This is a genomic window from Williamsia sp. (assembly GCF_016462415.1).
GTDB lineage: Bacteria > Actinomycetota > Actinomycetes > Mycobacteriales > Mycobacteriaceae > Williamsia_A.
This window is the reverse complement of sequence record NZ_JAEMTF010000118.1, coordinates 1-13,175: the sequence shown is the minus strand read 5'-3', so window position 1 is coordinate 13,175 and position 13,175 is coordinate 1. Positions and strand designations below refer to the sequence as shown.

The following is a 13,175-nucleotide window of genomic DNA, read 5'->3' as shown; positions in this document are numbered from 1 at the left end:
GAGCAGATCGATGAGTGCGCTTGCCGCCTCAGCCGACGAATTCGGGTTCTGGCCGGTGATGAGGATGCCGTCGCGCACGACATAGGATGCCCAATCCGGGCCCTTGCTGTAGTCGCCGCCCAGCTTGATCAGTTCGTCCTCGACGAGGAACGGGACGATGTCGGTCAGGCCGACGCCGTCCTCTTCGCCGTTGGTGAAGCCGGTGACCGTGCGGCCCTTCACGAGTGGTTGTCCGTCGGGGGAGGTGACGTGCCGCAGGACGCCGGGTGCGTGACAGACGAGAGCAACCGGGATGTCGGCGCGCAGAGCGGTTTCGATGAGGCTGATCGAGTCACGGTCCTCCGCGAGGTCCCACAGCGGTCCGTGTCCGCCGGGGTAGAAGACGGCGTCGAACTCGTTCGGGTCGACCGACTTCAGTACGACGGTGTCAGCGAGTTGCGCTTTCGCTGCATCGTCCGCCTCGAAGCGGTGGGTGTCGTCGGTCTGGAAATCGGGCTCGTTGCTCTTCGGGTCCAGCGGAGGCTGTCCGCCGGCGGGTGACGCCAGCACGATCTCAGCGCCCGCGTCCTTGAACCGGAAGTAGGGGGCGGCGAGTTCCTCGAGCCAGAAGCCCGTCTTCGTGCCGGTGTCACCCAGCGCGTCGTGCGACGTGAGAACCATCAGAATCTTCATCTATTTCTCCTTTGTGAAAGTCAGATACCCAGGACCATGCGTGTGTGCACCAGTGCGCTGTCCATGGAGGTGGCGGACCGGTTCACCTTGGCGACCACGCTCGCGCCGAGCCACAACTCGTAGAGCGCCGAGGCCGTCGCCGCAGGGTCGCCGATCGACGACACCGATCCGTCCCCAGCTCCGCCGCGGATCGCTCGCTCGATCCGGTCGGTGATCTCGCCGATCCCGTCGCGCAGCGCCACTCGCATCGCCTCGGACAGGTCGGCGACCTCCGCGCCCAGCTTCACCGCAAGGCACTTGCCCTGGCACTCGAAGCTGCTCTGCGACTCGATCCACGACTCGAAGTACTGCAGGATCCGCTCGGCCCAGGTGAAGTCGTCCCGGCCGAGGATCTCGTCGAAGTCCGCGAGGTAGCCCTCGAAGTACGACCGCAGCATCGCCTCGCCGAGGGCGTCCTTGGACGCGAAGTGGTAGTAGAACGAGCCCTTCGGAACGTGGGCCGTCGTCAGGATCTCGTTGAGACCGACTGCTGTGTAACCCTTTCGGGCCATCAGCTGTTGAGCGCAGGCGATGATCACCTCTCGCGTCTCGGTCTGCTCCGTCACGGCCACACCACTGACCGTACGCGCTAGTAGACCAGTCGTCTAGTAACCCTGACGTGAGCCGATTGCAGTCGATGCCGATCTACTCCGGATCCCGGCCGCGCGACCGCCAGACCACCGCCGACTGTCTACCGACGTCGGGGTCGTGCGTCTGCTGGAAATTGCGACCGCCGCGGGCGAACGTCTGCACGGTTGCCGCGGGCACCTCGTGCTCGGGAACGGGATTGGCCGTCCACCGGCAATCCCGCACGAATATCAGGCCGGTGGCAACCGCGTCAGGGCTGCGATCTTCGCGCAGCGGTCCGTAGAGCCGACCGAGGAAGTACCCGCCGTCCTCGGTTCGCGTCCAGACGAACGACCCGTCGGGTACCTGTTCGAATCGATCGACGCGTCGCAGGGAACGCTCGTCGCTCGCCGACATCCCGCACACACCTCGCTCGAGGGCACGTTCGGTGCCGCCGACCATCGGAGCGCGGTAGACGGCGAACGACATCGGCCGGTCAGTTCTTGAAGGGGTTGAGGGTTCGGCCCAGCAGGTAGCCGAGTCCGGTCGGAACCGGTTTGGCGGCCACCGCGGTCACCTTGTTGACTGCGCCGGGAACACAGACCGGCCTGCCCTTCTCGACGGCGTTCCATCCCGCGCGTGCGACGTCCTGCGGCTCCTGCCACAAGAAGCCGGGCAGTGTCGACGACGCGGTGTCGCGGGTGCCCATCACGTCATGGAACTCGCTGTGGGTGAAGCCGGGGCACAGCGCGGTCACATGGATACCGTGCGGTTTCAGTTCCATGTCGAGCGCCTGGGAGACGTTGAGTACGTAGGACTTGATGCCGGTGTAGAGCAGGCTCGCGGCCGGCGGCAGCAGCGCCGCGAGCGAGGACACGTTCACGATGCGACCGAATCCGCGCTCCTTCATGCCGGGGACGACGAGATGCGCGAGCTCGGTCACCGCGGTGACCATCACCTGGATCTCGCCGGCGAGGTCGGAGAACGCGGTGTCGGCGAAGGCCTTGCTCCCGGAGAGCCCGGCGTTGTTGATGAGGATGTCGACATCGATGCCGAGGGCTTTGGTGCGATCGATGATGGCGCGAGGCGCAGCCGGATCGGTCAGGTCGGCCGCGATCACCTCGGCGATGACGCCGTAGCGCTGGGTGAGTTCGGCGGCCAGTGTCGTGAGCCGGTCCTCGCGACGGGCCACGAGGACGACCCCGATGCCCTGCGAGGCGAGATGCTCGGCGAACGCGGCGCCGATGCCTGCCGACGCCCCGGTGATGAGCGCGGTACGAACGGGCGTTGCCATGGGGCTCCTCGACTAGGTTCTTGAACGGTTATCAAGACGCTAACAGATGGTAGAACCCGCTCGAGAGGTTGCGCGGATTCTCGTTCCGGTCCCGGCCGGGGCCGGACGTGACATATCACCCGTGTTCGGACCTCGCCAGGTACACGTGTCCCCGAGTGCTGCACTCGCACAGCAGTTCCGGAGTGAAAGAGTGCCGTGTCGACCACTGGCAGTGATCGCCGTCGAGTGCTACAAAGGACGACGCAGAGATGCACTACGAACACGCGCTGTAGACAGTCGAACCACACCGTTGGGAGGTTTGCGATGGATCCCCTGTCGAATCCCCTGCAGGTCTGCGACGACGCCGATCTGCTCGAACAGCAGGCAGAGCTCCAGGCCGATCCGGCCGGCCTGGAGGAGTACCCCTACACCGATCACGACGACCCGATCGCCGGCGGAGACCGTGACGACTGAGTCACTCGGGGGAAGCATCGTCGGCCGTGTGCCGTTGTATCCATGTGGACGAAACGCTGGTGACCCCTACTCGTGTCTGGACCCCGTCGCGGGTCCTGATCACGCGATCGGCCTCCGAGCTCCCGCACATCGCGGAGATCGTCCGACGGTGCGAGGCGGCCGGCGTGTCCGACATCGACGTGTTGTCGGGGGACCGGTTGACCGGGTTGCGGGGTGAGACCGAGCGGCAAACCTATGCGCTCGCGAAGAAGACCCTCGCCGTCGTGGTCGCGCCGGCGAGCGCCGTGAAACCGCAGCCCATCCCGCCGAGCGCGGACTGGCGCATCGACCTCGCCAAGGGCTGCCCTGCCCACTGCCAGTACTGCTACCTCGCCGGATCGCTGTCGGGGCCTCCGATCACCCGTGTGTACGCGAACATCGACGACGTCCTCGCCGGCATCGGCACCCATGCCGGACGCGGCACCATCACCTCGGGGACCGCGGAGCGCGGCCACGAGGGCACCACCTTCGAATTGTCCTGCTACACCGACCCGTTGGGCATCGAACACGTCACCGGATCACTGTCGGAGGCCATCGCGCGGGTGGGGTCGGGTACCTACGGCGACGGGGTGTCGCTGCGATTCACCACCAAGTTCGACGACGTCACCGACCTCCTGACAATCGATCACGGCCGACGCGCGCGGGTGCGGCTGTCGGTCAATGCCGACGACGTCGCCAACCGTTTCGAAGGTGGAACGGCTCGGATGCCGGCCCGAATCGAGGCGTTGCGGCGACTGGCGTTCGCCGGGTATCGGGTCGGTCTGACCATCGCGCCGATCATGCCGATCCCGGGGTGGCGCGAACAGTACGGCCGGCTACTCGCCGATGTCGCCGCCGCGCTGCACGACGTCGACGACCTCGACCTCACCGCCGAGATCATCACCCACCGCTTCACCCCGTCCAGCAAGGACGTCCTGCTCAGCTGGTACCCGGCGACGAAGCTGGAGATGGACGAGGACTCCCGAACGGCCAAGCGCAACAAGTTCGGTGGCGTGAAATATGTCTACCCGCGCGAGACCATGTCGGAGATGCGAACGTGGTTCGTCGGCGAGCTCGAGTCGGTTCTGCCGCAGGCGCAGCTGCTCTACTGGACCTGATGTCACAACCGAGGATCGACCGGTTCCGACTCCATCGCAAGAATCCCGAAGACGCACTGGTGGATTCGCCAGACGGGTTCTCCGGAGACGGATCTTCGCAGCGCTTCGAGGCCCAGCGCGTACTCGCGTAGCGCCATCGATCGCTTCTGGCCGAGGTTGCGCTGCTTGAGGCGAGCCATGGAGTCCGGGTCGGTGTAGTCGGCGCCGTAGATGATGCGCAGATACTCGCGTCCGCGAACCTTCAGGCCGGGTTGGTTGAGTCCCTTCGGTCCGCGGACGAGATTGACGAGCGGCTTGACCACCATCCCCTCGCCGCCGTCGGAGGTGAGGGCGGTCCACCACTCGGCGCCGGCCGAGCGCGACACCTCGTCCGCGGTCTCGACGACGATGCGTCGCGTCGTACGGAACAGGTCCGGGTCGGCGGTGACGAGCCGGTCGGCGAGGGCGAGATGCCACTCGTGGTCGCGGTTCTCGAACGTCTCGCCGTCGGCCGCGAGCACCTGGAACGGCGCGATCTGCACACCGAGATCGGTGTCGATCGGGCGGACGTATCGGCGGTACGAGTCGACGAACAGCTCGGCGTTGCCGAGTCGCGCTCGGGTCCGGGTGAGGAGGTCGTCCACGTCGGTGCCCCGGAGCGCGGCCATCTCGAGCACGTCCACCACGGCGGGGAGAGCGGTGGTCGCCGCGGCGCCGACTCGCGCGTACTGGCTGCGAACCATCGCCTCTGCCTTCGCCGTCCACGGCAGGATCTCGGTGTCCACCAGAAGCGATCCGGTCTGCAGATCTGCCCAGATGCCGGCGGCAGCAGCGGCATCGGCGACCCTGGCCAGGACTGTGCTCTGCATCGCATCGGAGAAGAATGCACGGCCCGTACGCGAGTGGATCACGCCCGATCCGTCTGCCCGGACGCGCACGATGGCGCGTGACCCCATGTGCTTCTCCTCGCAGATCACCCGCTCGACGCCGCGTCGGGCGTAGTGATCGAACGCCTCGTCCGGGTGCTCGAGGAGATCGGCGCGCGCCGAGCTGTCGACCGGGGACATGGTGGGCGGCAGATAGATCAGTTCGCCCGGGGCGACGGCGAATCTGCTCATCACCTCCAACGCGCCGGCTGCGTTCTCCTCGCGCAGGGAGATCCGACCCATGTGCTCGGTCTCGATGACACGTGGACCGATGACGTCGGAGAGCTTGAGTATCTCGGGATCGCGTTCCGGTGGGGTCAGAGGCCGCACCGGTGCGTAGTGCACACCGGTCGCCGGTACCGACACGAGCTCGCGTTCCGGATAGCGCAGCGCCGTCAGGCTCCCACCGAACACGCACCCGGTGTCGAGACAGAGCGTGTTGTTCACCCACTCCGGCTCGGGAATCGGCGTGTGCCCGTACAGCACGGTCGCCGAACCGCGATAGTCGTCCGCCCACGGATAGCGGACGGGGAGTCCGAACTCGTCGGTCTCACCGCTGGTGTCGCCGTAGAGTGCGAACGCCCGGACGCGACCGGATGCCCGCCCGTGGTATTTCTCTTTCAGCCCGGCATGCGCGACGACCAGTTTGCCGTCGTCGAGCAGATAGTGGGCGACCAGACCGTCGCAGAAGTCGCGTACCCGGGCCACGAAGGACTCCGGCTCGTCTGCGAGCTGGTCGAGGGTGCCCTGCAATCCGTGGCTCGGCGTGACATCTCTGCGGCCCAGAGCGCGTAGCAGTTTCGCCTCGTGGTTCCCGGACACGCAGAGCGCGTGGTGGTTGTCGACCATTCCCATGGCGAGACGGAGCACACCCACCGAATCGGGGCCACGGTCGACGAGGTCACCGACGAAAATCACCCTCCGTCTGTCCGGGTGCGAGGCGTCGACCGCCCGACCGCGGTCGTCGCGGCCGATCACGTAGCCGAGTCGACCGAGAAGGCCCTCCAATTCCTCGAGGCAGCCGTGGACATCTCCGATGACGTCGAACGGTCCGTGGTCATCCCGGCGATCGTTGAACAGACGCGTCCGCGTGATGGAGGCGTCGGTCACCGCCTCGACGGTGTCGAGAACATGAATCGTCCGGAAGCCCTCCCGCTTGAGACCGCGCATCGACTTGTGTAGCTGGTCGCGCTGGCGCTTGATGACGTGCGACCCGAAATCCCGGTCCGGCCGAGATGCATTGCGTTCACGCGCGATGTCGATCGGCAGATCCAACACGATCGCCACGGGCAGCACGTCGTGATCCTTCGCCACGGCGAGCAGCGACCGCCGGGACGACGCCTGGACGTTGGTCGCGTCGACGACCGTCAGCAGCCCGCGGGCGAGCCGTTTGGCCGCGATGTACTCCAGCAGCTCGAACGCATCTCTCGTGGCGCCCTGGTCGTTCGGGTCGTCGGACACCATGGCTCGGCAGCCGTCGCTGGACACGACCTCCGATGCCGCGAAATGTGCGGCCGCGAAGGTCGACTTGCCTGATCCGCTGGTCCCGATGAGAAGGACCATGGACAGTTCCGGGATCGCGATTTCGGTCATGATGCTTCTCCGGACCCGGTGCGGCGACTGAAGATCGCCATCTGTGTCGGCGGACCGATGTCGTCATCGTCGTCGCCCACCGGGGCCAGGCGGACGTCATAGCCGTAGGTGTCACCGACCTGGCGGGTCCACCGGGCGAACTCGTCACGGGTCCACTCGAATCGGTGATCAGCATGCCGCAGGCCACCGTCGAACAGGTGCGGGTACCGGACGTTGTGTTCGATGTTCGGTGTGGTGAGAACGATGTGACCCGGGCGCATGGACCCGAACACGTTCGCGGTCACTGCGGGTACGCGTGCCGGGTCGATGTGCTCGATGACCTCCATGAGGATGGCCACGTCGATCCCGGTCAGCCGGTCGTCCTCGTACTGCAGGGAGGACAGCAACAACGACAACCTCTCGGACTGTCGTTCCGTCATGTGCTCGACGTGGAGTCGCTTGGCAGCCTTGCGTAGCGACGTGTCCGACACATCGGTCCCGACGACCCTTGTCATACCCTGGATTTCGAGGAGCGATCCGAGAAGGGCGCCGGACCCGCACCCGAGGTCGGCGACCGAGCCGGGCTGCAATGCGCGGACCGCATCGATGACCGCGTCGTGGCGGATGCGGACCAGAGGCCGGGACGGCGCTGTGTCGTCGTCCTCCAGTGCGTCGTCGGCGGGGCGGTCGTCGAGGTCGATCAGACGTGCCATGGCGGCGTCCCTCAGACCGCGCTGATGAGCCAGGTAGCGGTGGGTGATCAGGTCACGGTCGGGGTGGGTCGCCAACCAGTCACCGCCCGCGCGGATGAGCTTGTCGACCTCGTCGTCGCCGACCCAGTAGTGCTTCGCGTCATCGAGCACGGGGAGTAGCACGTAGAGGTGACTCAAGGCGGAGGCGAGACGGTGAGATCCGCTGAGGGTCAACGACACCAACGGTGCAGCACCCCACTCCGGCCTGGTCGCGTCCAACTCGATGTCGGCCGCGGTGACGTCCCAGCCCAGGGGGGAGAACAACCGCCGCAACAGGTCAGGATCGCCGGGGACCGCAGGAACAGCGAGCGTGAGCTGCAGGTCGGACTCCAGCAGGGCGTCGTGTCCGGCGCAGCGACCGTTGAGGGCTGAGCGGAACACCTTGCCCATGGCCACCGAGAGCAGCGACGACGCGACGTAGGGGCGGTCGTTGACGTAGTGGCCGAGCGCGAACCCGTCCCGTGACCCCGATCGGCCGCGAACCAATGCCACCGGGTCGACCTCCAGCACGAGGGCCGCCGTGCACCGGTCTGCGCTCACCTCCGGGTAGAAGACGTGGGCGGTACCGCCGTAGACGGGGAACGGCTGAACCCGATCCGGGTGCTTGTGCAGTAGGTAGCCGAGGTCGGCCGGTGTCGGCAGAGCCGGCGAGCGCTCGGCGGAGATGGTCAACAACATCCGGCCAGTGTGCAGTACCTCGACCCCGTAATCCTGGGGTTTTCCGGCGTGCGACTCGCGGGAACGGGGAAAGTACCTCTGATAAGTAACGAGCCTGCTCAAATGTACGACATGGCGTCTGTGACCGATCCCCAGAGCGATGAGCCGGCCGAGGAACCCACGCCCTCACGCACGAAACGTCTGTCGACCTATGGACTCGTCGCCGTGTCGGTCGTCGCCCTCGCGGTCGTGATCGTGGGTCTCACACTCCCCGGGCCCGAGCCGGAGCTGACGACCGCGCCTCCGCCATCCACCGAGGCGCCGTCCAGTGCCGCCGCCCCGACCGAGAACAAGGTGGTCGACGAACCGTTCGACCCGAAGGCGCCCATCCCCGGCTGCGACACGGTCGAGGTGCCCGACGAACCCACCTACAGCAGTCGAGTCACGACCGGGAGGCCGGGCTACGACAACCCGAAGTTCCCGTGGTTCAACGGGCCGAAGGCCACCGCCATGTCGACCGCGCTGGCGCAGGACCTCCCCGCCGGCGCCGAGATCGACTTCGCGAGCCCGTCGGCGTCCCTGGTGTTCCAACCCATCTCGGACTTCGGCGACGATGATCCGACGGGGACCACCAACGCGTACGGCTCGGTGTCGAACGGGGATGCGCGGGGTGGTGTGCAGATTGCGGTGCAGAAGTCATCACGACCGATCCCGCCCTGTGTCGCCGGGCAACTCGACGAGCGGCGCTCCCTGCCGGACGGTGTCGTCGTCGACCTGCAGGACACCTGGCGCGAGATCAACGGCACGCGCACGAACACGAGGTCGGCCTCCGCGTACGTACCCGACGGCTCTTGGATATACGCGTCATCCAACGACAGCGTGGGCAACACCGGCGGGCAGAACAGCGGACGAATTCCCCTCACCATCGATGATCTGGTCAGGATCGCCGGGGATCCGCGCCTCCGGGTGACCGCCGCCGTTACCGCGGGAACCCCCGCTCCGTCTCAGGGGTGTTCAGGGCCATCTGCTTTCGACTCGGCGAATGGTCCCGCGGTCACCCGTGAACAGGCGAAGAGGCTGGACAGGGTTCTCGCCACAATAGATTTCGGCGGCCCCTCGCCGGGCCCGTTGCAACTGACCGACTTCTCCGACGACGCGCTGTGTGTCAGCGTCCCCGACGCGATGGGCGGGGCCACGATCGACATCGCGATCGCCGGGGGCAGGACCCCGCCCGCCGAGGAGCGGCCGGATCCGGTCTCGGGCGCGCAGAAAACGCGTCGGGTACTCCAGGACGGCACGGTCGTGCAGACCCTCTTCGCCAACTATGCGCCTGCGCTCGGACCCGACGGCGGAGATTCACGCCCGCAGTCGGCCAACTCGGTGGTGGTCACCCGACCCGGCGGCACCGAGATCACGATCCGCTCCAGTGCCGTCTCACCCAACTCCGCCACGCCGCTGGAAAGACTCGAATCGATCGCGCTGACCCCGGGGTTGGAACTGTGAACACATCGGACCGGGGGACGAGAGCTCTTGTCGCCGCTGCGGTGCTGGCGGTGGTGACGGTCACGGCCGCGGTGCTGGTCATCACCGGGAGGGGGCCGTCCGGTGTCAAGAGGATCACCGGGACCGACGGGGCGACACCCGGACTCGCCTGGACTCTCGACGCCGCGAAGTACCTCGGCCGACCGTTCGGTCAGTTCAGTGATCCCCGCGGGGGCGCTTCGTACCGGTCGGGTGAGCCTGGTCTTCTGCTCGCACGGAACACACTCATCACGATCGCCGCTACCCCCACCAAGGAATTCGAGCTCGACGACGCAGTGATGCTGGGTATCGACCCCGAGACCGGAGTGGTCCGGTGGAAGTCGCCCGCACGAGACCTCGAGCAGTGCAGTGACACACCGATCGCCGGCAGGCTCTACTGCCTCGCGTCAAACGACAACGGTCCACGAGCAATCGTCACCTACGACATCAAGTCAGGAGCGACCGCCCGAAAACCGGTCAAGGAGTTCGTCTTCGGTATCGCGACATCCGCCGACACCCTCTACACCGTGGAAGGCAGTCCTGAGGAGAACGACGTCCGGGTTCATTCGGGAACGTTCGACAATGTCTCCGCGAACTGGACACGAGGTTTCGACATCGGAGGCGGGTGGGAGGACGTCTTCACCGAGGATCTCCTGACCGTCACCGACGGTGTCGGGCTGATCTCCATAGGTGGCCAGGTGGCGGAGTTCGACGCGCGGTCAGGCGCTCAGCGATGGTTGAGCAACGACTTCTGTTCCTCCTCTGCAAGACTCGAGACCGGCGGTGTCGTCGTGCATTCCGACAACCAGTGCGGGAGCTCGGAGACGATCACCGGTCAGTCGTTGCGAGACCGTGGTGGTCACGTGCTCATGACCACGAAGAGCACGATTCGTCAGGTAGGCGGGGTCGACAACCGTACGGGCGCCGACGATCCACTCATCATCGGCGACGCAGCTTTCGACCGTCGGACCGGCACGCGCCTGTGGACCAGCAGAGATCTCGTGTCCGAGGAACAGGACAGTCAGGGCACCCTGACCGCGGTCGTCGGTGACATCGGGTACCTACGTGACGGCAATCTGAACCAGACAGGCATTGATCTGCGTAACGGAAAGCGCCTCTGGCGCAACCCGACAGTTGAGTACTTCACACCGCGTGCTGCCGCGGACGGCGTCGTCGCGGGCGACGACGGAACCGATCTGATCGCGTTCGACGTGCGCGACGGACACCGTGTGTGGACCGCGCCGTTCACGGCCATCGACCCGAACCCCGAGACGTTCTCCAAGGGCGGTGCGATGAAACGATACGGCGACGGGTGGATCTACTCCTCGGACCGCCGGATGATCGGTCTGGCACCATTGTGACCGGATGTGGAGGTGATCGACGTGGTCGACGAACAGGCAGGTGCGTCCGGTGAACGGGTCCCGGTCCGGACGACGTTCTTCGGGACGTCATCGATCCATGTGACCGACGGAGAGTCGTCGATCATGACCGACGGCTTCTTCTCCCGACCGTCGCTGCTGCGTGTGCGGTTCGGGAAGTGCGCGCCGGATCAGGAGCGGATCTCCGACGCCCTGGCCGAAGGCGGTATCGGAGAACTCGACGCGCTGTTCGTCGCCCACTCGCATCTCGATCACGCGATGGACTCCCCGGAGGTGGCGCGACGTACGGGCGCGACCCTCTACGGTTCCGAGTCGACCCTCAACGTGGGCCGTGGCTGGGACCTCGGCGAAGACACCATGACACTGATGGCCGATGGCGACGAGTTCACGATCGGAGCCTTCCGGGTCCGTGTCTTCGAAGGCGAGCACAGCCCCGGTGACTACGCGCCCGGTGTGATCGCCGAGCCGTTGACGCCGCCGTGTAGTGCCAAGGACTACCGCACCGGGGGTTGCTTCTCCTTTCACGTGACGCACCCCGACGGGTCGATCCTGATCCATCCGAGCGCCAACTACGTTGCGCATCAGTTCGACGGGCTCGACGTGGACACCCTCTATCTCGGTGTCGGCGGGCTCGGCTCCCAGTCGACGGACTTCCAGGACAGCTATTGGCGCCATGTCGTCGAGGCCACGGATCCCGATCTGATCATCCCGGTGCACTGGGACAACTTCGGCCGCTCGCTGCGCAAGCCGCTGCGGCCGCTGCCGTTCTTCATCGACAACTTCACGAAGACTCGAAAACTGCTGCAGGACAAGACCGCGAACACCGTCACCGAGGTGCGGTTCCAGGGGACGTTCGAGACGATCGAGCCGCTGGCCGGCTGATCCGAGGCGTCAGCTCAGCTGAACACCTTGCCCGGGTTCAGGATCCCGTGGGGATCGAGTGCGGCCTTGACGGCGCGATGCATGGTCAGGACGACCGGATCCAGCTCCTGCACCAGACCGTCCTTCTTCAACAGTCCGACGCCGTGCTCGCCGGTCACCGTCCCACCGAGTTCGAGTGCGGCGTCGATGATCGTCGCGAACGCGGCCTGCGCGCGCGTCCTCGCCTCGTCGTCATCGTGCGGGGTGATCAGCAGCGGGTGCAGGTTCCCGTCGCCGGCATGCGCGATGTTCGCGATCGTGGTCCCGAACTCGACGCCGATCTGCTCGATCCGCGAGAGCATCTCGGGCACGTGTTTCTTGGGTACGCAGACGTCCTCGGTGAGCACAGGACCAAGGCGCTCCATCGCGGGATAGGCGAGTCGGCGAGCGGCGAACAGGGCGTCCGCCTCCGCTGCGTCGGTGGAGACCGCCGCCCACGTCGCACCGGCCTCGGAGAAGCAGGCGTGCATCTTCTCCGCCTCCTGGTCGCCGATCAGACCCGGCGTGTCGACCCGGCCCAGCAGCACGACGTTCGCGTCGACCGACAATCCCATGTTCTTCCATGCGTCGACGGCGAGAAGGCACTGGCGGTCGATGAGTTCGAGGGCGGATGGGGTCAATCCGGCTGCGGCAACGGCACTCACGGCACGACCGGCGTCGACGATGGAGTCGAAGTAGCCGGCGACGGTGCGCTGCGGATCCTGCAGCGGCCGCAGCTTCACCGTGATCTCGGTGATGATCCCGAGCGTGCCCTCCGAGCCGACCATGAGTCCGGCCAGGTCGTATCCGGCCACCCCCTTCGCCGTCTTGTGCCCGAGACGGACGAGATCGCCGGTGCCGGTGACGATCTGCATACCCAACACGTAGTCACGGGTCACGCCGTACTTGACGCAGCACAGGCCGCCCGCGTTCGTGGCGACGTTGCCGCCGATCGTCGACCAGGGTGAGCTGGCCGGGTCCGGCGGGTACCAGAGGCCGTGCTCGGCGCACGCCGCACGGAGGTCGTCGTTGATGACGCCCGGCTCGACCACGGCGTATCGCTCGAGTTGGTCGATCTCGACGATGGTGTTCATCCCGTCGAGTGCGATCACCACGCATCCCGCAGTGGCGTTGGCGCCGCCGGACAGCCCAGTGCCTGCACCGCGGGTGACGACCGGCGTCTCGTGGGCGAGGCAGGCACGCACCACCGCTCGGACCTCGTCCGCCGTGCGCGGTCGGACCACCACCAGAGGCGGGCCGTACGGCGCCCATTCCGCCTCGTCGTGGTGATACGTCGCGACGACGTCCGGATCGAGCACCAGGCGATC

At 66.5% G+C, this 13,175-nt stretch carries 12 protein-coding genes; 5 read left to right on the top strand and 7 right to left on the bottom strand.

Going from position 1 to position 13,175, the window contains the following annotated elements; genetic code table 11:
* From JHC79_RS20305 to JHC79_RS20290, 4 genes are all read right to left on the bottom strand, one after another.
* Positions 1–672: type 1 glutamine amidotransferase domain-containing protein (locus JHC79_RS20305; RefSeq protein WP_296394226.1), on the bottom strand; the 672-nt coding region annotated here is incomplete at its 3' end.
* A 20-nt stretch (positions 673–692) separates the two neighbouring features.
* The gene (locus tag JHC79_RS20300) at positions 693–1,283 is read right to left on the bottom strand and encodes a TetR/AcrR family transcriptional regulator (protein ID WP_296394224.1); all 591 of its coding nucleotides are present in this window, start codon (positions 1,281–1,283) and stop codon (positions 693–695) included.
* Positions 1,284–1,356: 73 nt separating this feature from the next.
* Positions 1,357–1,767 carry a GAF domain-containing protein gene (locus JHC79_RS20295; protein WP_296394221.1) on the bottom strand — a complete coding sequence of 137 codons (411 nt, stop codon included), beginning with the start codon at positions 1,765–1,767 and terminating at the stop codon, positions 1,357–1,359.
* 7 nt (positions 1,768–1,774) lie between these two features.
* Positions 1,775–2,572, bottom strand: coding sequence for an SDR family oxidoreductase (locus tag JHC79_RS20290; protein ID WP_296394219.1), 798 nt, complete (start codon positions 2,570–2,572; stop codon positions 1,775–1,777).
* Positions 2,573–2,875: 303 nt separating this feature from the next.
* Here JHC79_RS20290 and JHC79_RS20285 point away from each other — a divergent pair, with 303 nt between their 5' ends.
* Positions 2,876–3,025 (top strand): hypothetical protein, encoded by a 150-nt coding sequence (locus tag JHC79_RS20285; RefSeq protein ID WP_296394217.1) that lies wholly within the window; start codon positions 2,876–2,878, stop codon positions 3,023–3,025.
* A 59-nt stretch (positions 3,026–3,084) separates the two neighbouring features.
* The gene (locus JHC79_RS20280; protein WP_296394214.1) at positions 3,085–4,161 is read left to right on the top strand and encodes a spore photoproduct lyase family protein; all 1,077 of its coding nucleotides are present in this window, start codon (positions 3,085–3,087) and stop codon (positions 4,159–4,161) included.
* 2 nt (positions 4,162–4,163) lie between these two features.
* Here the strand turns inward: JHC79_RS20280 and JHC79_RS20275 are convergent, their stop codons facing one another.
* Together JHC79_RS20275 and JHC79_RS20270 are read right to left on the bottom strand one after the other, a co-directional pair.
* Positions 4,164–6,659: a polynucleotide kinase-phosphatase gene (locus tag JHC79_RS20275; protein ID WP_296394209.1), complete on the bottom strand. Its 2,496-nt coding sequence runs from the start codon at positions 6,657–6,659 to the stop codon at positions 4,164–4,166.
* A complete protein-coding gene (locus JHC79_RS20270) occupies positions 6,656–8,068 on the bottom strand; it encodes a 3' terminal RNA ribose 2'-O-methyltransferase Hen1 (RefSeq protein ID WP_296394208.1) in 1,413 nt (470 codons plus the stop codon). The genes JHC79_RS20275 and JHC79_RS20270 overlap by 4 nt, the downstream gene beginning before the upstream one ends.
* A 111-nt stretch (positions 8,069–8,179) precedes the next feature.
* On the opposite strand from JHC79_RS20270, the gene JHC79_RS20265 reads away from it, so the two are divergent.
* Genes JHC79_RS20265 through JHC79_RS20255 form a run of 3 tightly spaced genes read left to right on the top strand, consistent with a single transcriptional unit; the run spans position 8,180 to position 11,829 of the window.
* Positions 8,180–9,550, top strand: coding sequence for a hypothetical protein (locus JHC79_RS20265; protein WP_296394205.1), 1,371 nt, complete (start codon positions 8,180–8,182; stop codon positions 9,548–9,550).
* Complete coding sequence (locus JHC79_RS20260) at positions 9,547–10,929, top strand: PQQ-binding-like beta-propeller repeat protein (protein WP_296394204.1); 1,383 nt, start codon at positions 9,547–9,549, stop codon at positions 10,927–10,929. The genes JHC79_RS20265 and JHC79_RS20260 overlap by 4 nt, the downstream gene beginning before the upstream one ends.
* Positions 10,930–10,950: 21 nt before the next feature.
* A complete protein-coding gene (locus JHC79_RS20255) occupies positions 10,951–11,829 on the top strand; it encodes an MBL fold metallo-hydrolase (protein ID WP_296394201.1) in 879 nt (292 codons plus the stop codon).
* A 14-nt stretch (positions 11,830–11,843) separates the two neighbouring features.
* On the opposite strand, the gene JHC79_RS20250 is transcribed toward JHC79_RS20255, so the two are convergent.
* Positions 11,844–13,175 (bottom strand): FAD-linked oxidase C-terminal domain-containing protein (locus JHC79_RS20250; RefSeq protein ID WP_296394200.1); only part of this gene is annotated, 1,332 nt, incomplete at its 5' end.

Excerpts from the sequence above, each read along its gene's own strand:
- JHC79_RS20295 (WP_296394221.1), bottom strand. The coding sequence starts at position 1,767 with ATGTCGTTCGCCGTCTACCGCGCTCCGATGGTCGGCGGCACCGAACGT.
- JHC79_RS20290 (WP_296394219.1), bottom strand. The coding sequence starts at position 2,572 with ATGGCAACGCCCGTTCGTACCGCGCTCATCACCGGGGCGTCGGCAGGC.
- JHC79_RS20285 (WP_296394217.1), top strand. The coding sequence starts at position 2,876 with ATGGATCCCCTGTCGAATCCCCTGCAGGTCTGCGACGACGCCGATCTG.
- JHC79_RS20275 (WP_296394209.1), bottom strand. The coding sequence starts at position 6,659 with ATGACCGAAATCGCGATCCCGGAACTGTCCATGGTCCTTCTCATCGGG.
- JHC79_RS20270 (WP_296394208.1), bottom strand. The coding sequence starts at position 8,068 with ATGTTGTTGACCATCTCCGCCGAGCGCTCGCCGGCTCTGCCGACACCG.
- JHC79_RS20265 (WP_296394205.1), top strand. The coding sequence starts at position 8,180 with ATGGCGTCTGTGACCGATCCCCAGAGCGATGAGCCGGCCGAGGAACCC.